16 protein-coding genes and 1 other annotated feature are annotated in these 20,229 nt (G+C 43.7%); of the genes, 11 read left to right on the top strand and 5 right to left on the bottom strand.

Translation table 11 applies throughout. The annotated features are described in order from the left end of the window. Window positions 1–156 precede the first annotated feature (156 nt). Both OKX00_RS07315 and murC read left to right on the top strand, forming a co-directional pair. Complete coding sequence (locus tag OKX00_RS07315; RefSeq protein WP_265409964.1) at window positions 157–1,254, top strand: nicotinate phosphoribosyltransferase; 1,098 nt, start codon at window positions 157–159, stop codon at window positions 1,252–1,254. 297 nt (window positions 1,255–1,551) lie between these two features. After that, window positions 1,552–2,880, top strand: coding sequence for a UDP-N-acetylmuramate--L-alanine ligase (gene murC, locus OKX00_RS07320; RefSeq protein ID WP_265409965.1), 1,329 nt, complete (start codon window positions 1,552–1,554; stop codon window positions 2,878–2,880). Window positions 2,881–2,988: 108 nt separating this feature from the next. Here the strand turns inward: murC and OKX00_RS07325 are convergent, their stop codons facing one another. Then, window positions 2,989–4,101, bottom strand: coding sequence for an aminopeptidase (locus OKX00_RS07325; RefSeq protein WP_091003854.1), 1,113 nt, complete (start codon window positions 4,099–4,101; stop codon window positions 2,989–2,991). A 191-nt stretch (window positions 4,102–4,292) separates the two neighbouring features. Here OKX00_RS07325 and OKX00_RS07330 point away from each other — a divergent pair, with 191 nt between their 5' ends. From OKX00_RS07330 to OKX00_RS07360, 7 genes are all read left to right on the top strand, one after another. Beyond that, on the top strand, window positions 4,293–4,739 hold the full coding sequence (locus tag OKX00_RS07330) for a DUF948 domain-containing protein (protein WP_265409966.1): 447 nt from the start codon (window positions 4,293–4,295) through the stop codon (window positions 4,737–4,739). A gap of 11 nt (window positions 4,740–4,750) precedes the next feature. After that, on the top strand, window positions 4,751–5,179 hold the full coding sequence (locus OKX00_RS07335) for a YtxH domain-containing protein (protein WP_265409967.1): 429 nt from the start codon (window positions 4,751–4,753) through the stop codon (window positions 5,177–5,179). A gap of 78 nt (window positions 5,180–5,257) precedes the next feature. Further along, complete coding sequence (ytxJ, locus tag OKX00_RS07340) at window positions 5,258–5,584, top strand: bacillithiol system redox-active protein YtxJ (RefSeq protein WP_265409968.1); 327 nt, start codon at window positions 5,258–5,260, stop codon at window positions 5,582–5,584. 126 nt (window positions 5,585–5,710) lie between these two features. After that, entirely contained in the window at window positions 5,711–6,772 is a 1,062-nt protein-coding gene (locus OKX00_RS07345) for a bifunctional 3-deoxy-7-phosphoheptulonate synthase/chorismate mutase (RefSeq protein ID WP_265409969.1), read from the top strand. 457 nt (window positions 6,773–7,229) lie between these two features. Next, window positions 7,230–9,134, top strand: coding sequence for an LTA synthase family protein (locus tag OKX00_RS07350; protein WP_265410492.1), 1,905 nt, complete (start codon window positions 7,230–7,232; stop codon window positions 9,132–9,134). Window positions 9,135–9,356: 222 nt separating this feature from the next. Continuing rightward, complete coding sequence (gene ccpA, locus OKX00_RS07355; protein ID WP_053357540.1) at window positions 9,357–10,364, top strand: catabolite control protein A; 1,008 nt, start codon at window positions 9,357–9,359, stop codon at window positions 10,362–10,364. A gap of 138 nt (window positions 10,365–10,502) precedes the next feature. Next, entirely contained in the window at window positions 10,503–11,204 is a 702-nt protein-coding gene (locus tag OKX00_RS07360; RefSeq protein WP_265409970.1) for a 5'-methylthioadenosine/adenosylhomocysteine nucleosidase, read from the top strand. 34 nt (window positions 11,205–11,238) lie between these two features. On the opposite strand, the gene OKX00_RS07365 is transcribed toward OKX00_RS07360, so the two are convergent. Genes OKX00_RS07365 through OKX00_RS07375 form a run of 3 tightly spaced genes read right to left on the bottom strand, consistent with a single transcriptional unit; the run spans window position 11,239 to window position 13,697 of the window. Continuing rightward, window positions 11,239–12,399 (bottom strand): acetoin utilization protein AcuC, encoded by a 1,161-nt coding sequence (locus OKX00_RS07365; RefSeq protein ID WP_265409971.1) that lies wholly within the window; start codon window positions 12,397–12,399, stop codon window positions 11,239–11,241. Continuing rightward, on the bottom strand, window positions 12,396–13,043 hold the full coding sequence (locus OKX00_RS07370) for an acetoin utilization AcuB family protein (protein WP_265409972.1): 648 nt from the start codon (window positions 13,041–13,043) through the stop codon (window positions 12,396–12,398). The genes OKX00_RS07365 and OKX00_RS07370 overlap by 4 nt, the downstream gene beginning before the upstream one ends. Before the next feature lie 21 nt (window positions 13,044–13,064). Further along, on the bottom strand, window positions 13,065–13,697 hold the full coding sequence (locus tag OKX00_RS07375; RefSeq protein WP_053357543.1) for a GNAT family N-acetyltransferase: 633 nt from the start codon (window positions 13,695–13,697) through the stop codon (window positions 13,065–13,067). Window positions 13,698–13,862: 165 nt separating this feature from the next. Here OKX00_RS07375 and acsA point away from each other — a divergent pair, with 165 nt between their 5' ends. Further along, window positions 13,863–15,578, top strand: coding sequence for an acetate--CoA ligase (gene acsA / locus OKX00_RS07380; RefSeq protein ID WP_256226302.1), 1,716 nt, complete (start codon window positions 13,863–13,865; stop codon window positions 15,576–15,578). Window positions 15,579–15,603: 25 nt separating this feature from the next. Here acsA and OKX00_RS07385 read toward each other — a convergent pair whose 3' ends face one another. Next, on the bottom strand, window positions 15,604–18,429 hold the full coding sequence (locus OKX00_RS07385) for a transglycosylase domain-containing protein (RefSeq protein WP_265409973.1): 2,826 nt from the start codon (window positions 18,427–18,429) through the stop codon (window positions 15,604–15,606). A 143-nt stretch (window positions 18,430–18,572) separates the two neighbouring features. Next, window positions 18,573–18,790 (top strand) — a binding site (T-box leader). Between the two features lie 53 nt (window positions 18,791–18,843). Here OKX00_RS07385 and tyrS point away from each other — a divergent pair. Further along, complete coding sequence (gene tyrS / locus OKX00_RS07390; RefSeq protein WP_053357546.1) at window positions 18,844–20,103, top strand: tyrosine--tRNA ligase; 1,260 nt, start codon at window positions 18,844–18,846, stop codon at window positions 20,101–20,103. Window positions 20,104–20,229 lie beyond the last annotated feature (126 nt).

Below are 20,229 nucleotides of genomic sequence, written 5' to 3' on the forward strand. Positions count from 1 at the left end.
TTTTTTCGGCTTCATTGCAAGCAAGGATACTAATCAGTTTCTCTTGTTTTCTGAAGAGTAGTTCTATATTATAAGAAAGTATGAGTCTTGCAGGTTTTATTAAGATAAGGAAAACAGCAAATTGCAAATTTCTTGACCAGGTGATGAGGAGTTTATATGAAAGAGATTGAATTGAAGTTACAGGGAAAAATCAAACGCTTGACCAATCAGACGTTCAAATTTGATGAACGGGCGGGTGACGGCTGGTTCTCGGCTGTGTACTTCCTGAAAACATGTGAAATCGTAAAAAAATTCAAGCCCGACAATATAGTAACGATGCAATTTTTTCAAAAAAACGAGTCTGTTCTTTGCGGAACAGATGAAGCAATTGCCTTAATCAAGACATTTGCAAAAAATGCGGATGACCTGGAAATTTATTCACTCAAGGATGGCGATAAGATTTCTCCTTTTGAGACGGTCTTTACCATTACCGGACCTTATCAGCATTTTGGATTCCTTGAAGGGATGCTTGATGGGATCTTAGCGAGAAGGACGTCTGTGGCGACAAATGTATATAACGTAGTTAAAGCGGCCAGTATATCGGGTGTTCAAAAGCCCGTTATCTTTATGGGTGACCGCGACGACCACTTCGCTCAGCAGGCGGGTGACGGATACGCTGCCTACATCGGCGGTTCAACAGCTCAGGCCACCCATGCGATGAATGAATGGTGGGGGAAGCAGGGAATGGGGACGATGCCTCATGCTCTTATTCAACTGTTTGGCGGGGACATTGTTGAAGCGACAAAAGCTTATCACGAAACCTATCCGGAAGATGAACTGATGGCGCTGGTCGATTACAACAATGATGCGATCACAGACGCTCTGAAAGTAGCGAGAGAATTTGGCAGTGTTTTAAAAGGGGTGCGTATCGACACATCCCGAACGATGGTCGATCAGCATTTCTTCCGCAATCCTGAGGTTTTAGGCAGCTTCGATCCGCGGGGAGTAAACCCCGAACTGATTTTTGCATTGAGAAAAGCGCTTGATCAGGAAGGATTTCAGCATGTTAAAATCGTGGTCAGCGGCGGCTTTACTGAAGAACGGATCACTTCTTTTGAAAAACATGGTGTACCAGTCGATATATATGGAGTAGGGAGCAATCTCCTTAAAATTAATATTGGGTTTACCGGGGATAACGTTTTGATGCATGGAGAGCCTCAAGCGAAAGCGGGCCGGATCTATCGCCCAAATGCCCGTCTTGAAAAAGTAGAGTAGAAACTCTTAGATTTATGTCTAAGAGTTTTTCCCTCATTTAGGACTATATAAATTTGGAAAAAGAGAGCAAAATAGGAAAGAATCTGTAACTAAATGCCTCTTTTGGCCAATCCTCCAGAAGTAATGGAGATAGACATTGTTTTTTGCTATAATGAGAAAATGAGTCGGTTACCGCTTTGCTTTTTGATGATTATCATTACTTTATAAGCAGGCATATACTGACAGAAAATAGGCCTTGAAAAATGGACTGCCTGAACATGCGGTTCTGAGAAGGTTTTTGATTGTGGAGGTCTTAACATGACACATTATCACTTTGTAGGAATTAAAGGTACCGGAATGAGTGCTTTGGCTCAAATACTTCATGATATGCAAAATGAGGTTCAGGGGTCTGACGTTGAAAAGTATTTCTTTACCCAGCAGGCTCTTGACGAGCGCGGGATTACAATACTTCCTTTTGATAAAAACAATATTAAAGAAGGCCAGACGATTATTGCTGGAAATGCGTTCCCGGATGACAATGAAGAACTGATAGCAGCAAGGGAGATTGGCTTGCCGATCTACCGTTATCATCACTTCCTTGGCGACTTTGTTAAGAAGTATACAGGCGTTGCCGTAACAGGCTCGCACGGTAAAACATCAACGACAGGCCTGCTTGCTCATGTTCTTGGAGGAGCGAAGCCGACTTCGTTTCTTATCGGTGACGGAACGGGCAGAGGGGTAGAAGACAGCGAATATTTCGTATTCGAGGCTTGTGAATACCGCCGCCATTTTCTTTCCTATGAGCCCGCATACGGAATCATGACGAACATTGACTTCGACCATCCTGATTATTTTAAGGATATCGATGATGTGATCAGCGCGTTTCAGGCGATGGCCATGCAGGTAACAAAAGGAATCATCGCTTGCGGTGATGATCAGCATCTGCAGAAGATCCATGCAAACGTACCCGTCGTATTTTATGGCCTTGGAGAACACAACGATTTTCAGGCAGCCAATATTAAGCGTGATGAGATCGGCACTACATTTGATGTTTTTGTGCGCAACACTTTTTATAACACATTTACGATTACGGGGTATGGAACCCACAACATTCTCAATGCGTTAGCGGTTATTGCGTTGTGCCACTATGAGGATGTACCCGTTGATATTATTTCCGACCGTCTAAAAACGTTTAGTGGTGTAAAGCGCCGTTATTCTGAAAAGCCGTTTGGCAGTCAAGTATTGGTCGATGACTATGCTCATCATCCAACAGAAATCAGTGCTACAATTGAAGCCACTAAATATAAGTACAAAGACCGTGATGTTGTGGCGATTTTTCAGCCCCATACTTTCACGAGAACGAAAACGTTTCTGCAAGAATTCAGTGATAGCTTAAGCAAAGCCGATTATGTTTATCTGTGTGATATCTTCGGTTCCGCACGTGAAAATGCAGGTACACTCACGATAAAAGACCTGCAGGACCTAATTCCGAATGCACAGCTTCTCACAGAGGATGAAGTAGGCATTCTGGAACAGCACAAAGACGGTATTCTATTGTTTATGGGTGCTGGAGATATTCAAAAGTTTCAAAAGTCCTATGAACAGGAAGTTGAAGAAAACAAAGGGAAAAGTACACGAATTGGATAACGATGAAAAAGGGGACTCGGGAAGAGTCCCCCTTTTTTTAAATGAATGAAAATGAACACGAGTAAAAAAAGCGCCGGAAGGTTTATCCTCCGGCGCTTTTAATATCACTTATTTTAGGTTCTCAGGGTTAAGCTTGTCAAGCTCAGGAAGAACAAAACGTCCGTCCTTACGGATCAATACATCATCAAAATAGATTTCTCCGCCGCCATAGTCAGGGCGCTGGATCATAACCATATCCCAGTGGATGTTAGAGTCATTGCCGTTATATGCTTCTTCATATGCTTGTCCAGGTGTGAAGTGGAAGCTTCCGTCAATCTTCTCATCAAACAGGATGTCTTTCATCGGATGCTGGATGAAAGGATTTACACCGATGGCAAATTCTCCGATATAGCGGGATCCTTCATCTGTATCAAAGATTTTGTTGATGCGCTCTGAATCATTGGCAGTCGCATTTACGATTTTACCGTTTTCGAAAGTAAGAGATACGTTTTCAAACGTATAGCCTTGATATGGAGAAGGAGTATTGTACGTGATCGTTCCATTTACAGAGTCGCGCACTGGCGCAGTGAATACTTCTCCGTCTGGAATATTGTTGGCTCCCGCACAGCGGATTGCCGGAATGTCTTTAATAGAGAAAGTAAGATCGGTTCCAGGTCCTTTAAGATGGACTTTATCCGTTCTGTTCATAAGATCTTCCAGAGATTTCATCGCTTCGTTCATATTGCCGTAATCCAGGTTGCATACTTGGAAGTAGAAGTCTTCAAAAGCATCGGTGCTCATGCTGGCAAGCTGAGCCATGGATGCGTTAGGGTAACGAAGAACGACCCATTTCGTTTTCTTAATACGAATATCGCGGTGCATTGCGAAGACTGTTCTTTCATAGAGCGCCATTTTTTCAGCAGGCACATCAGATAATTCGTTGATATTGTCTCCTGAACGCAGACCGATGTACGCGTCCATTTGCGACATAAGATCGCCTTCATGCTTAGCGATTAGTTTCATCTGATCCTCAGACGCTTCCATGTATTGCTGGCGCATCACGGAATGGTCTTTCAGCAATACGAAAGGATATCCCCCTGCTGCGTATGCTTCTTGTACAAGTGCATTGACAAGCTCTTTTTGAAAGCCGAAGTTTTCAATAAGAACCTTTTCCCCTTTTTGGAGATTAACAGAGTATGTAATTAGATTTTTGGCTAATTGTTGAATGCGTGGATCTCTCAAAGAAATTTCCCCCTCGAATTATGTTGATAGGCCTAACGTATCTATTTTAACTCAATTTAAACAATTTGTAATGTTCAAACCCCAATTCTAGAAGGAAATCGGTAAATATTGTAGAATAGTAGGATACATGTTTAGTTTTATGGGCATAGGGTAATTTTAAAACCAATCATATCAGGAGGTGTCGCGGAAATATGAACGTACTGATTCCAATAAGTGTCGCCATCATTGCCCTCGCATTTGTTGTCCTCGTGTTTTTCTTAGCCCGTACTTTAAAATCCTTGCAGGGAACACTTGATAACGTAGCGAAAACATTAGATGGGCTAGAAACCCAATTAAACGGAGTGACTTCAGAGACAGCTCAGCTGCTTCACAAAACAAACAAACTTGCTGAAGATGTCCAAACCAAGGCAGATTCCTTGAATACCGTGTTTTCTGCCGTACAGGATTTAGGAAGCTCTATTCATAATGTGAATCAATCTGTCCGCAAAGTAACAGAGAAAATTTCTACTGGTGCTGAGCGGCAGTCTGAGAATATTTCCAAGGCGGTTCAATGGGGTAACGTTGCAATCAACCTTTGGGAAAAATGGAAGATGAAAAAATCCAAATTGGAATCTTCCCGAAGAAAACAATACCAATAAGGAGGAGAATCATGAGTAACGAAAACAACAACCAAAACATTAACAGTAAAGATTTTATTATTGGTGCTCTTGTGGGTGGAATTGTAGGTGCTGCTTCTGCACTATTGATGGCTCCTAAAAGCGGTAAGGAATTAAGGAATGACATCAATGAGCAGGCAGGCACAATTAAGGATAAGAGCACTGAATGGTCTGCGATGGCGAAAGATAAATCATCCAATATTGCTCGTACCGTTTCCGAGCAGTCCAATCAAGTGGCTGGCAAGGTGAAGGAGTTAACGACCAGCATCCGCCGAGACCTTGATAATTGGAGAAATAAAGGCAAAGATGTGATGGATGAGAGTGCTGATGCATATGGTGAAATTACAAGCCAAGCAGAAACTGAAGTTAACCGTCAGCCGAATACGGTAACTGAAGAAGAACTTGTTGAGCAAAAATATTGATACCATTTGAATAAATGTGAAATGATAAGCGGAGAAGATGATCTTCTCCGTTTTTTTTTATATAAAGGAGGAAACGATATGCCATTAACGAAAATTTCAGATTCAGAAGCTTTTAAAAAGGCGATAAGCGAAAATGGGAGAGTGTTTGTACTGAAGAACAGCACAACTTGCCCGATCAGTCATGCGGCTTTTGAAGAGTACAAAAAATTTGCTGAAGATCAAAGTGGGAACTTATACTACTTGAACGTTCAGGAAGCGCGGCCGCTTTCCAATGAAATTGCCGAGGCTTATGGAATCAAACATGAATCTCCTCAGGTCTTGCTTTTTGAGAATGGTGAGGTAAAATGGAACGATTCCCATTGGTCCATCACCTATTCTGTGCTGCAGGATAAGGTTAATCAATAATATATCCCTGTTTTGCCCGGATTCAGCCGAGCAAAACAGGTTTTTTTATATTTTTACAGGTGACAGTTCCCCTTGGTTTCGACTATAATGTATGTGTTTTAAAAACAGAGCATAGGAGAGGTTAACATGAGCATAGGTAAGTTAGACGAGCTGAGAGACCTGGTGAAAGGTCTGGACCTGCAGCTGCTGGACCTGTTGAATAGACGGGAAGCGATGCTGCAAGAGAATGAATCCCTAAGGCTGGAAAGTACGATTGCACTGCGTGATAAGGCCAAAAAGCAAAAGGAAGGGCCTTTGTGCAAAAACGTGCTATTGAACATTATTAAAGCACTCGAAGATGCTGGACAGAATCTTGATCAAATGCAAGCCCGCCATCTTCTTGTTTCAAGAAAAAGACATCCTGAAAACACGGTATTTTCGATCAAAGGAGAAAAGATTGGGAATGGTATTCCCCATCTGATCGCCGGTCCATGTGCAGTCGAAAGTGAACAGCAGCTGGATGAAGCGGCTAAAGCTGTAAAAGCACAGGGACTTACGTTTATGCGAGGCGGAGCTTTCAAGCCAAGAACGTCACCTTATGATTTTCAAGGTCTGGGAATTGAGGGTCTTAAGTTATTGAGGCAAGCCGGTAACAAACATGGCTTGGCTGTTATAAGCGAGATCGTTGACCCCAGAGACCTTGGGGCGGCCGAAGAGTATTTGGATATCATTCAAATTGGTGCAAGGAATATGCAAAACTTTGAACTGCTGAAAGAAGCCGGCAAAATGAGCAAGCCAGTCCTGTTAAAGCGTGGACTTGCGGCTACCATTGAGGAATTTATTTATAGTGCTGAATATGTCATGGCAAGCGGAAATGATCAGATCATTTTATGTGAGCGCGGAATAAGGACCTATGAGAAAGCGACGAGAAATACATTGGACATTACTGCTGTTCCGATTCTTAAGCAAGAGACGCACCTCCCAGTCTTTGTGGATGTTACCCATTCGACCGGAAGGAAGGATCTGCTCGTTCCTTCTGCAAAGGCAGCGCTGGCAATCGGTGCAGACGGCATTATGGCAGAAGTTCATCCTCATCCTGAGCTTGCCTTATCCGATTCGGCACAGCAAATGAATCCTCAAGAATTTCAACTGTTTGTCGATGAGCTAAGCAGCAGCGGTTTATATAATAGAACGGGAATCTACGCTTAACAGGTGAGACCCACAGGCGCCATGCGCCGAGAAAGTAGGCGCTGGCACCGGTAAGGCTTTAGCGCCCGCCCTGCGAAAGTAGGCGTTTACGCCGGTAAAAGCGAGCATCCTGAAACGGAAATCAACTACTCCTAAGAGCAACAAAGGTTACGAAAACAGCCTAACCAAAAAACTCTCCCTAGTGGAGGGTTTTTTCATTAATATGGCTGGCCATGAATATAAAGGAAAAGAAAAACAGCAATACCTGAGCATAAAAGAGCATATGTAAGGAATTTAAAGAATCGCTCCAGTCAGACATGTGCTATCTTCATATGAATGTTTATTTGCATGATAATCAAGATAAAGGTATTTTTACTTCTTGTTTGATCTGCGTATAATGGGTAGGGTGAACCAGAAAACGACTGCAAATTGGTCAATTTGTAGCAATGTCCTTACCTTTTAGAGGAGGGAAAACTTGATGAAAAACCTTGAGTCAAACACAAAAACAACAACGAAACAATCATTGCATTTTTTCCTGCTTGCCGTAACAATGCTTTGGATTAAATCCTACTTAGCTTTTCAATTTGGATTAAATCTTGATCTTGAAAATGTTATGCAGCAGATCATTTTGGTGATTACACCGCTAAGTTCTGCGATTTTCTTTCTGGGCTTGAGTTTGTTTGCACCGGCAAAGAGCAGAAATAAAGCATTATTAACCATTCACTTTATCATGTCATTTATTTTATATGCGAATGTTGTATACCATCGGTTTTTTGATGATTTTATTACCATTCCAGTACTGTTTCAATTTAAGAACTTTGGGGATCTCGGCGGCAGCGCACAAAGCTTAATGCACCCGCTTGATGTTCTATATTTCTTGGACTTTCTACTGTTATTGACCATCGTATTGCTTAAAAAAGTTAAGCCTGCTGAAAAGATTAAAAAGAAAACCATTGGCCTTGTATTTGCATCTGCTTTAAGTATCTTTATTGCCAACATCGGCATGGCAGAAATTCAGCGTCCAGAGTTGTTAACAAGGACGTTTGACCGTGCCATTCTTGTAAAGCTAATGGGGATATACAATTATCATGTATATGACGCAGTAATGAGCACGAAATCGTCAACACAGCGGGCGTTAGCTGACAGCAACGACCTTTCAGACGTTAAGAATTATGTGGATTCCGATTATAAAAAACCAGATGATAAAATGTTTGGTGCGGCGAAAGGAAAGAACGTAATCCTCGTGTCGATGGAATCAACACAGAACTTCCTGATCAACAAGAAAATAAATGGGCAGGAAGTAACGCCATTTTTGAACGATTTAACGAAAAGCAGTTATTACTTTGATAATTTTTATCATAATACCGGACAGGGTAAAACGTCCGATGCAGAGTTTTTGATTGATAACTCGTTATATGGGCTGCCAGGCGGTGCCGTTTATACGACAAAAGCTCAAAACAAATTTCATGCAACACCTGAAATTGTAAAACAGAGGGGCTACAATCCGGTCGTTTTCCATGCAAACAATAAAAGCTTCTGGAACCGCGATATTATGTATGATACGTTAGGCTACAACAAGTTTTATTCAAAGCCTTATTTCCATGTTACGGACCAGAACTCAGTAAACTATGGCTTAAAAGATAAGGAGTTCTTCAAGCAATCCATGCCGATGCTTGAAAATCTCAAACAGCCGTTCTACAGTAAATTCATCACATTGACAAATCATCATCCTTTCATTTTGAACAATGATCAGGAAAAGTCGATCCAGCCGGCTAACACAGGAGATCCTACAGTGGATAATTACTTTGTTACCGCTCGATACCAGGATGAGGCATTAAAACAGTTCTTCCAGCAGCTGAAAGCTTCAGGGCTTTATGATAACTCAGTTGTCATCTTGTACGGAGACCATTATGGTATTTCAGAAAACCATAATAAAGCGATGAGTAAGATTTTAGGAAAAGAAGTTACACCTTATGAGCATCTTAAGCTTCAAAAAACACCATTGTTCATTCATGTTCCGGGCCAAAAAGGAAAAACGATGCATACGATCGGCGGAGAGGTTGATTTGAAACCGACCATTCTGCATCTGCTCGGTATAAAAACAAAAGGTGATATTCAGTTCGGCTCTGACCTTTTCTCTCCTGAACGTGATGATTTCACCGTTCAAAGGGACGGAAGTGCGATTTCGAAAGATTATGTTTATTCCGGAGAAAAAGAAAAATGCTACAATCAGACAGATGGAAAAGAAGTGGCTAATAAGCTATGTAAGCCTGCAAAAGAAAAGGCTGAAAAAGACCTGAATCTGTCAGATAAAGTGGTTTATGGAGACTTGCTCCGATTCTTTAAAGACGGAAAAATTGTCCCAAACCAAGAAACAAAATAACAGTAAAATTAACCGGCTGATTTCAGCCGGTTTTTGCTGTTTTGTATGTACTTACGGGGAATGGAGAAAACTATACAAAAGAATTTGTAAAATATTCACTTTTCCCCGCTGGATTACAGCGCTGTCACTGCTTTTCGTTGCCTAACTGCAGTCCTTTACTGTATGATATCAATAACATTACATAACCTGTCTGGATTGTGGAATTAAAGGAGGATTATCAAATTGAATACAACAATTTATGATGTCGCCCGTGAAGCAGGAGTCTCTATGGCAACTGTTTCACGTGTCGTAAATGGAAACCCGAATGTAAAACCATCTACAAGAAAAAAGGTGCTTGAAGCAATCGAACGCCTAGGATACCGTCCTAATGCTGTTGCAAGAGGACTTGCGAGCAAGAAGACAACAACAGTAGGTGTGATCATCCCTGATATTGCAAGCATCTTTTTCGCTGAACTTGCCCGTGGAATTGAAGACATTGCTACGATGTATAAATACAATATTATTTTGTGTAATTCGGATCAAAACAAAGAAAAAGAAATACACCTTCTCAATACATTGCTTGGCAAGCAAGTGGATGGAATCGTTTTTATGGGCGGTAAAATTACAGAAGAGCTTGTAGAAGAATTTAAAAAATCCCCTGTGCCGGTTGTAATGGCTGCAACGGTTGATATGGAAAAGGAAATACCATCCGTTAACATTGACTATCAGCAAGCCGTGTATGATGCAGTGGAGCATCTTCTGAAATCTGGCCATGAATCAGTAGCTATGGTCACTGGTCCACTTGAAGACCCGATCAATGGCTACCATAAGTTTACGGGTTTCCGTAAAGCGATGGAGGACGCAGGAAAAACAGTTGACGAAAAGCAGATTTTTGTCGGTGATTACACGTATGATTCCGGTATTGAAGCAGTTGAAACATTCCTTGAGAGTGGAAACATGCCTACAGCGATTTTTGTCGGCACAGATGAAATGGCACTTGGTGTTATCCACGGCGCACAGGATAAAGGATTGACTGTACCGGGGGACCTTGAAGTAATCGGTTTTGACAATACAAGGCTTGCAACCATGGTCAGACCAACCCTTTCAACCGTCGTACAGCCGATGTATGATATCGGTGCAGTTGCGATGCGCCTATTGACAAAATTGATGAACAAAGAAAAGGTGGAAGAGAACACAGTCGTTCTTCCTCACCGTATTCAGTTCCGCAACACAACAAAGAACAACGATTAATAAAATTGGTGTGATTGAAGCGCCTCTGAAAAACAGAAGGGAAAAAGCAAGCTTCTGCCCATCTGCTTTTCTGGCGCTTCATTTGTTTCACAAATCAGCCCTTTTAACAAAGCCAAGAAGATAAAGGTGGGAGAAGAATTGAGAATTGGCATAATTGGGGCCATGGATGAAGAAATTCATTACATGAGACAAGCCCTTGATATTTATGGGGAAAGCGTTCATGTCAAAGGTAAATATTATGAAGGCACCTATGGAACTAAAGAAGTGGTCCTTTGTAAATCAGGTGTGGGAAAAGTGAATGCTGCGATTACCACACAGGTTTTGATCGACCGTTTTAAAGTGACTCATATTTTATTTACAGGAGTTGCAGGAGCTCTTCATCCTGAGCTTGAGATTGGGGATATTGTCATCTCCACCAGCGCACTGCAGCATGATATGGATGCTTCGGCTCTTGGGCCGCATTTTCCACAGGGAATGATACCGATGTTCGATTATGAATCTGATTTTACAGCTTGTCCGAGCCTTGTTGAGCTTGCTGAACAGGCAGCTGCAAAGATACGGGATATTCATGTCCGCAAAGGAAGAATTTTAAGCGGGGATCAATTCATTGCCAGCCGGGAGACCGTTGAAAAGTATTTTCAGCAGTTTGATGGCGCATGTATTGAGATGGAAGGCTCAGCTGTAGCGCAGACTGCCTTTTTAAATGATGTTCCGTTTGTGGTCATTCGTTCGATTTCAGACAAAGCCAACGGGGAAGCAACGGTAAATTTCACAGAATTCACTAAGCTTGCTGCCGAACGATCATCCTCCATTGTTGAAGAAATGCTAAAGACAATTTAATAGAAAAAATGAAACACCTGATAGAGAGATTCCATCAGGTGTTTTTTGTATAATCCCGAATATGGTGAAGTGCCTTTGAAAGGGTCAGCGCATTTTTTTCTGTGATCTCCTGTTTGCGGGGAATCGGTTTATACAGCTTGTCAGGATCCTCCCAAGTAAGAGGAAGCGTGACAGGTGCTTGTTTTTGCCACTTTTCCACCCACTCCATCGGCAAAGATCCTTTTAAGTCGATATCGTTCATGGCAAGCCAGATTTCCGACCATGCCCGCGGCACGACACGCCAGATGTCATATCCGCCGCCTCCTGTAGCAATCCATTTTCCACCGCAGTACCGGTCTGCTGCTTTTTTCGCGATCCTCGGTATGGCGTGGAACGAGTTCATCGTAACTGACAGGTGTGTCAGCGGGTCAAGGTAGTGGGCGTCAGCACCGTTCTGGGTGAGGATCACATCGGGCTTAAAGAAGGCGGTTACTTCATTCAGGGCGGTTTCATAGAGGCTGAGCCAGGACTCATCTTCCGTAAAGGCGTCTACCGGTAAATTGAAAGAGTAGCCGTATCCGTCACTCTGGCCTTTTTCTGTCACATTTCCGGTTCCGGGAAACAGGTATCTGCCTGTTTCATGAATGGATAGCGTACAGGCATCCGGATCCTCATAAAACGCCCATTGGACTCCGTCACCGTGATGGGCATCAGTATCCACATACAGTACTTTCACGCCATACTTCTTTTTTAAATATGCAATAGCCACCGCGCAGTCATTATAGACGCAAAAACCGGAGGCCTTCCCTCTGAATCCGTGATGAAGGCCTCCGCTGGCGTTGAAACCATAAGAAGCTTTGCCGTCCATGACCATATCTGCAGCAGTTAAGGTAGCTCCGACAATAAGTGCACTGGCTTCATGCATGCCGGGAAAAATGGGCGTGTCCTCTGTTCCAAGGCCGTAATTTTCAGCGGAAACAGCGTTCAATGTTCCTTCGCCTGCTTTTTTTACTGCCTCAATATATGCTTCGTCATGTATGAGGCTGATTTCTTCGTCTGTAGCCATCCTCGGTTTTACGATCTGGCTGTCCTCCAAGGCACCGGAAGAACGCAGAAGTTCATATGTTAATTGGACACGCAGCTGGTTAAAGGGATGATCTTCATTGAATTTATAACGAAGCATGTCCTCGGAATAGATAAAAACCGGTTTCTTCATCTTTCCACTTCCGGTTCCTGCGGCCAAATGACGTCATAACCATTCTGCCTTAGTTCAGAAGCGATGCGGTATGGATTCATTGTCCCGATCCGGAACACCAGAATCTTTTGGTGTTCTTCTTGTTTGTCCGGATAGACGAGAACACTGTTGATGTTAATTTTAAAATTCTTGATCAGAGAAGCAACATCAGCCAGTTTGCCAGCGATATTTTCAACCTTAACCTCAAGGTGTGAGCTGGGCTGATGGGCACCTGTAAGCTGTATGAGAGTGTACAGCATGTCCCGTTCAGTGATGACCCCTACCAGTTTTTTCTTCTCAAGGACGGGGATGCAGCCGATCTGATGCTCGTAAAAAACACCAAGAAGGTCTTCGGCAAAATCAAGTGAATGTGCAGTGATCACATCACGTTTCATTATCTCAGAAACGGGCCGCTGAAATTCTTCAGGATGATCGGCAGCATCAAAGATGGACGGGCTGGCGTCTCTTAAATCACGATCAGAAATAATGCCGACAAGCAATCCTTCTTCATCAACAATCGGCAAATGGCGGATGCGGTGAGTTTTTAAAAGAAGCAGAGCTTCCTTAATCGTAGTTTGTGGCATGGCTGTAACAGCCTGTTTATTCATCATGTCCTGAACAATCATCTTTATTTCTCCTTTCTCCGGTCAATACATAAAGCGGTTCTGGAAACGGATTTTATCGAATTGCTGTACAGAATTCATCGTTATTCTCTTTCCGATCCTGACCATTAAACAGTTTGCGGGGTGTGAGCTGATCTCCGGATCGTCTGTTGCCATATATTCCAGGCCTCCGGCATTCATCATTTTCTCCATCACTTTCCTGTAATCCCAAACCGACAAGCCGGTTCCTTTCAGATCCCAATGCCAATAATATTCCGTTGTGATAATGATATAATCTTCCATCGCATCATCCATCATCGATACTTTTAATAGGCTTTTCCCTATTTTACAGTTGCGGTAATCCGCAATGACTTCAATGGCACCGAGTTCAAGCAGGTTCTCCATGTTTCCTTGTGACCATCTTTCCATCGGATCAGGATAGACATAGGTCACATAGCCGATAATTGTCTCTTTATTTCTGGCGATTATGATTCTTCCTTCATCAAGTCCTGCAATCTCAATGAGAGCTTCACGCTGCTGGTGCGGTGGCCTGAACGCCTTTAAGCCGGCATGAAACTCGTAGCCTGCCAGATGTTCAGGCGAAATCGGCCCTTCGATAATGACCTTGCCCAAAGGTGTATCAATGGCAAGGCAGTTGTATGTTTTCTTATGGTTCATTTATACACCACCCAATTTGAAAGTTATCCAATTCTATTATACATAAACAAGGCCATTTGTAAGGGCTTTCAACTTATTTGGTGTGACAATTCTAATAAATTTAAAAATTTAGAACGATTATGATATAATGGCTTTGAATATCTTGGCATAGGAGGAGATTGGCTAATGAAAGTGGAAACGCTTCCGAGTGTAAAGGGTAACTTTAACCTTGAAGACTATCAAGCAGCATATGACGCATTTGACTGGAAAAGCATAGAAAAAGAATTTTCCTGGTATGAAACGGGGCGAGTCAATCTAGCCTATGAAGCGGTTGACAGACATGCAGAAGGCGATAGAAAAAATAAAGTAGCACTTTATTTCTCAGATCAGAAAAGAGACGAGAAGTATACATTTAAAGAGATGAAGGAACAATCTAATCGGGCCGGCAATATGCTCCGCCAGCTTGATGTTGAAAAAGGGGACAGGGTGTTTATTTTTATGCCGCGTTCTCCTGAGCTGTATTTTTCACTGCTCGGGGCAATCAAACTGGGAGCCATCGTCGGCCCGCTGTTTGAAGCATTTATGGAAGGGGCAGTCAGAGACCGTCTGGAAGACAGCGAAGCTAAAGTACTGATCACAACTCCTCAGCTTTTGGAGCGCGTGCCAGTCAGTGAACTTCCTTATTTAAAACACGTTGTGCTCGTTGGTGAGGACGTGAAGGAAGAAGGGCCGTATGTCGATTATTTCAGCCGAATGGAAAAAGCGGACAAGGAGCTCGATTTGGAATGGGTAGACCGTGAAGACGGGCTGATCCTTCACTATACATCAGGCTCAACCGGTAAACCAAAAGGCGTCCTCCATGTTCATAATGCGATGATTCAGCATTATCAGACCGCTAAATGGGTACTTGATCTTAAAGAATCGGATGTTTACTGGTGCACGGCCGATCCCGGCTGGGTGACAGGAACCTCCTATGGTATTTTCGGGCCTTGGCTGAACGGTGCCTCCAATGTGGTCCGGGGCGGCAGGTTTAGCCCGGAAGATTGGTACGGTACGATCGCAAAGTATGGCGTAACGGTTTGGTACAGTGCACCAACCGCATTCCGTATGCTTATGGGAGCCGGGGATGAGGTCGTAAAACGCTTTGATCTTTCTTCGCTCCGGCACATCCTGAGTGTTGGTGAGCCGCTGAATCCTGAAGTAGTCCGCTGGGGCATGAAGGTCTTTAACCTGCGCATCCATGATAACTGGTGGATGACGGAAACAGGAGCTCAGCTCATCAGCAATTTCCCGGCAGTTGAAGTTAAGCCGGGCTCAATGGGCAAACCATTCCCGGGCATTGAAGCGGCTATCATCGATGATCAGGATAATATCCTGCCGCCTAACCGAATGGGGAACCTGGCGATTAAAAAAGGATGGCCTTCCATGATGAGAGCGATCTGGAACAATCCGCAAAAATATGAATCTTACTTTACCCCTGGCGGCTGGTATGTGTCTGGAGACTCAGCCTATATGGATGAGGACGGCTACTTCTGGTTCCAAGGCCGTATTGATGATGTCATTATGACATCAGGTGAAAGGGTAGGGCCTTTTGAGGTAGAAAGCAAGCTTGTCGAACACCCTGCAGTTGCCGAGGCGGGGGTAATCGGGAAGCCAGACCCGGTTCGCGGTGAAGTCATTAAAGCATTCATCGCACTCCGTGAGGGTTATTCTCCGAGCGAAGAATTGATTCAGGAAATCAGATCGTTTGTGAAATCTGGTTTGGCCGCTCACTCTGCTCCAAGAGAAATCGAGTTCAGAGACAAGCTGCCTAAGACAAGAAGCGGCAAGATCATGCGCCGTGTACTCAAGGCATGGGAATTGGATCTGCCGACTGGCGACTTATCCACGATGGAAGACTAATCATTTAAAGCAAAAAGCCCGCGAATTAATTCGCGGGCTTTTTTGGTTTCTTTTTATCATCATTTTGGGGAGGAGGATCCTTCGGCTTTTTGCCTGCCGTTGGATCATCCGTTTTTTTGTCATCCGTTCCCGGTTTGTCTGGTTTCTTTGGATCTGCTTTTTCTTTGCCGCTTTTAATCTTCTCAGATGGCGCCGATTCCTTGCCCGAGACGTCTACTGCTGTAACATACAGCACGCCTGATGGGGCAGATAGAGAGGTTTTATCTGATGTTAGACTGCCGATTTTCTTAAACGGACCGTTTCCGCTAGCAGAATAATAGACACGGTAGCCGACTACATCACTTTCTCCTGACGCAGACCAGGATAGCTTCCCGCCTTTGGATGACAGTCCGCTGACTGTATCAGGGTTTTTTCCGTTCTCTGGAAGGTTTGTCTTAGGAAGAAGATGGTCAGAATTTTCTTCTCCGGTCACTTTCTTCAAGTCGACTCCGTCAAACAGCGCATCGTCAATGAGGACGCCTTTTTGAGTAAATTCTTTTGGTGTCGATTCGGACGCTTTGTATTTCTTTCCGTTTGCAATAACATAAAGCCCGGTATCCATGCTGTTATCTGTTGAATCTGGAGCATATTTTACATTGAATAGATCTGTTGTTACAAGACCTGCTGACCGGCAGAGATCAGACGGAAGTTTTCCGGAGATTCCGCAAATTTCTTTCCTGACGATTCCCGAAGGCATGGAGAAACGATGCTTCGGGGCCATGAGTGATGGCGCGTATTTATAGGCATCATTGGCAAAAGCTGCCCACAGGGTCTGGCTAATATGCTGTTGTCCTGTTGGAAGTGCTTCAGGTTTATCATATCCGTGCCATACACCAAGCGTTACGTTAGGATTTGTCGCTACAAACCAAGAATCCTTGGCAGAGGATGTGGTACCGGTTTTTCCGGCCCAATCTGCATAAAAGTTCAGTCTGCCTGGAATGCTTGCTGCGGTTCCGCCTGGCTTCAGTACATCCCTCATCATATCAAGGATAAGATAAGAGGTTTGCGGAGAATATACTGGCACCGGCTTAGATTTATGTTTATATAGAACTTTTCCATGTTTGTCTTCAATTTTTTCAATAAGGTAGGCATCCACAAACTTGCCTTGGTTAGCAAAGGTTGCGAAAGCGTTCGTATTCTCTTCTACGGTTACTCCGTGGGTCAACCCGCCGATGGCAACAGATGTAGCCGATCTGTCTGTATCAGTAATTGTTGTGAATCCCATTTTCTCCAATCGATTGAAGGCATCGGCCCGATTCGCTCTCATGAAGCTGCGCAGTGCAGGAATATTATAAGACTTGGCAAGTGCGGTCCTTGCGGAAAGGAGTCCATGAAAACGGTTATCATAGTTGTTTGGTGCGTATTTGCCAATGGTCAGCGGTGTATCAGGAATGATGTAACCCGGCTGCACTTTACCTTCCTCAATGGCCGGAGCATATGCGAGCAGCGGCTTCATCGTTGAACCATTCTGTCTTAATGCCTGAGTTGCATGGTTCAGCTGTTCACGGTTGTAATCACGCCCTCCGACAAAGCTGATGATAGCTCCTGTTTTATTTTCAATCAGTATGGAGCCTACTTCCTGCGGCTGCTTTTCATAGATCCATTTTCCTTTGGCGTTCTTCACGCGGACGAGGTGAGTAGAGCCGAAGAGATATTTGTTCTTCGCTGTTTTCTCCATTTCCTCATAGATCTTTTTATTGATTTTCGTATGAATTTTCAGGCCTTTTTGGCGCAGCTGTACAAAAGCATTCTGACGGTATTCATCTTTTGTGTTCTGCTTAAGCTTGTCAAAGTTCTTGCCGTCTTTTTTAGCGGCGAGTCTTGCAAGGATATCTGCTGAACGGCGCTCGACTTCAATGCTTAAGTAAGGATATTTTTCGTAAGAAGATTCCTTCTTCGTTACAAAGTGTTTTCTCACATTATATTTCAGTGCTTTATCGTATTGTTCAGGTGTTATGGCTCCATTTGTCAGCATGCGGTTCAAAACCGTTTTCATGCGGTTGGTACCATATGTAATATCTTTTTTAACTGCTCCTTGTTGTGTAAATGGAGAATATACAAACGGGTTTTGCGGCATGCCTGCAAGGAAAGCTGCCTGCGGCAAGTTCAGTTTGTCAGCGTCAACACCGAAAACTCCCTGAGAGGCCGCCTGGATGCCGGCTACGTTTCTGCCGGATGAGTTACGTCCGAATGGAACGATGTTTAAATATGCTTCAAGGATTTGCTCTTTTGTAAACAAGTGCTCGAGTCTGAGTGCGAGCAGGATTTCTTTCGCTTTTCTGTCGAAGGAAACCTCGTTCGTTAAGATCTGGTTTTTAATGAGCTGCTGAGTAAGAGTACTCCCGCCCGAACGGTTATTGGAGCCTGTTACTTCCTGAAGCGTTGCCCGGAGGATAGCCTTTGGAACAATGCCGTCATGCTCATAGAAATATTGATCCTCCGTTGAAATAACGGCATCTTTTACGAATGGTGAGATTTCCTTTAAAGGAACCTCCTGGCGGTCAAGGTCAGCACGCAGCTTGCCGATCAGTTGATCTTTGTCAAAATACATCGTACTCGTTTCTTCGTAATTGTAAATGTCATTCTTCATGGTGCTGTAAGCTCTGACTGGCTCGTTTTTTACAAGCGAGGCCAGAAAGCCAGCCCCTGCTCCAGCAGCCAAACAGCCGCCAAGCAAGAACAATACCACGATAATTAAGAATAAGTTCCAGGTGAATGTGTATGTTTTATCTGCGGCCTGTATAATTTTTTTCTCATTTAGATACGCAATAAAGCGCCTCCATTTTTCCTTAATTTCCTCTAGATGAGACATTTGTAAATTCCCCCCTATCTGACTAATTATATCATATCCCATGTCGTTTGAAGGGGGACTTAAGACAATTTTGTCAGTGGATGAGGAATTGACAATGCGTATAACCTGTGGTAAAAATGAAGAATATATGTCAATTGGATAAAACAGAAGCGAAGATAGGATTTAGTAGTAACCGTCTCCCTGTTACAGAAAGCTGGTGGCCGCTGCAAACCAGTACATAGACAGTTTATGAATTACACCCTGGAGCTTTCTTTGTGAAATGAAAGTAGCAAAGACCGGTTGAAAAGCCGTTAATGGATATGAGTGGGAGGAAATACGTTTCCTTCAACGAGGGTGGTACCGCGGTAATCACGTCCCTTATTACAGGGGCGTTTTTTATTTGTCTTCATCCAGAAACTGAAAGGAGCAACTATAATGACAATTTTACAAGACTTGGAATTTCGAGGTCTCATCAATCAAGTGACTGACCGGGAAGGTTTGGAAGAAAAGCTGCAGAGCGGAAAAACCCCTTTTTATTGCGGTTTTGACCCGACAGCAGACAGCCTGCATGTGGGCCATTTGCTTGTGATCATGACGATGCGGCGCCTTCAGCAGGCAGGCCATCAGCCGATCCCTCTTGTGGGAGGAGCGACAGGAATGATTGGGGACCCAAGCGGGAAGAAGGCAGAGCGGACGTTAAATGAGGCAGGTGTGGTTCAACAATGGAGCGAACGAATTAAACAGCAGCTTTCTAAGTTTTTGGACTTTAACGCTCAGGATAATCCTGCGAAAATCGCCAACAACTATGAGTGGATCGGCAGCATGGACGTTATTTCATTCTTGCGTGATGTAGGGAAATACTTTCCGCTGAACTATATGCTTGCAAAAGATTCCGTAGAATCCCGTTTGGAAGCTGGGATTTCTTTTACAGAGTTTACGTACATGATCCTTCAGTCTTATGACTTCCTTCAATTGTACCGCCAGGAAGGGTGCCGGATGCAACTTGGCGGAAGCGACCAATGGGGCAACATCACAGCTGGTCTGGAATTGATCCGCAAAGCCGGAGAAGAAGAGAGAGCATTCGGATTAACCATCCCGCTCGTAACGAAGAGTGATGGAACGAAATTCGGGAAAACAGAAGGCGGAGCGATCTGGCTTGATCCGGAGAAAACCACTCCTTACGAGTTCTATCAATTCTGGATCAACACGGATGACCGTGATGTGATTAAATTCTTGAAGTACTTCTCATTCAAGAGTCATGAAGAGATCAACGAACTTATTGAACAAGTGCAGAGCGCCCCTGAAAAACGTGCCGCGCAAAAGGCGCTTGCAGAAGAATTGACTGCTCTTGTGCATGGAGAACAGTCATTGGAACAAGCCATCAAAATCTCTCAGGCACTGTTCAGCGGACAGCTTTCTGAATTGACTGGAGCTGAAATTGAGCAAGGCTTTAAAGACGTGCCTTCCTTTGAAATGGAGTCTAAAGAGGATATCGGTCTGATCGACCTGCTTGTAGCAAGTAAAATTTCTCCATCAAAACGCCAAGCTCGTGAGGATATAACCAATGGAGCGATCTCAATCAATGGCGAACGTTGCCAGGACCTTGAAAAAGTGGTGGGAAGAAGCTCTCGTATTGATGATCGATTCGTCGTCATCAGAAGAGGGAAGAAGAAATATTTCTTGATCCGATACTAAGAATAGATATTAAAGCAGAACCGGCCCGGACTCAGGGGTCGGTTCTTTTTTTATTAAACTTTGGTGGAGGGAAAGTGCAATTCAATTCGACAAAAAGAATGTATCAAAATCAGTCGAAACGTGTCG

The organism is Fictibacillus sp. KU28468, from assembly GCF_026153615.1.
GTDB classification, from domain to species: domain Bacteria; phylum Bacillota; class Bacilli; order Bacillales; family Fictibacillaceae; genus Fictibacillus_C; species Fictibacillus_C marinisediminis.

Bases quoted from the DNA above. Each gene is read 5' to 3' on its own strand.
- murC (WP_265409965.1), top strand. From the start codon at position 1,552: ATGACACATTATCACTTTGTAGGAATTAAAGGTACCGGAATGAGTGCT.
- OKX00_RS07345 (WP_265409969.1), top strand. From the start codon at position 5,711: ATGAGCATAGGTAAGTTAGACGAGCTGAGAGACCTGGTGAAAGGTCTG.
- OKX00_RS07375 (WP_053357543.1), bottom strand. From the start codon at position 13,697: ATGAACCATAAGAAAACATACAACTGCCTTGCCATTGATACACCTTTG.
- OKX00_RS07350 (WP_265410492.1), top strand. From the start codon at position 7,230: ATGAAAAACCTTGAGTCAAACACAAAAACAACAACGAAACAATCATTG.
- ytxJ (WP_265409968.1), top strand. From the start codon at position 5,258: ATGCCATTAACGAAAATTTCAGATTCAGAAGCTTTTAAAAAGGCGATA.
- OKX00_RS07370 (WP_265409972.1), bottom strand. From the start codon at position 13,043: ATGATTGTTCAGGACATGATGAATAAACAGGCTGTTACAGCCATGCCA.
- OKX00_RS07315 (WP_265409964.1), top strand. From the start codon at position 157: ATGAAAGAGATTGAATTGAAGTTACAGGGAAAAATCAAACGCTTGACC.
- tyrS (WP_053357546.1), top strand. From the start codon at position 18,844: ATGACAATTTTACAAGACTTGGAATTTCGAGGTCTCATCAATCAAGTG.
- OKX00_RS07365 (WP_265409971.1), bottom strand. From the start codon at position 12,399: ATGAAGAAACCGGTTTTTATCTATTCCGAGGACATGCTTCGTTATAAA.
- OKX00_RS07385 (WP_265409973.1), bottom strand. From the start codon at position 18,429: ATGTCTCATCTAGAGGAAATTAAGGAAAAATGGAGGCGCTTTATTGCG.
- acsA (WP_256226302.1), top strand. From the start codon at position 13,863: ATGAAAGTGGAAACGCTTCCGAGTGTAAAGGGTAACTTTAACCTTGAA.
- OKX00_RS07335 (WP_265409967.1), top strand. From the start codon at position 4,751: ATGAGTAACGAAAACAACAACCAAAACATTAACAGTAAAGATTTTATT.
- OKX00_RS07330 (WP_265409966.1), top strand. From the start codon at position 4,293: ATGAACGTACTGATTCCAATAAGTGTCGCCATCATTGCCCTCGCATTT.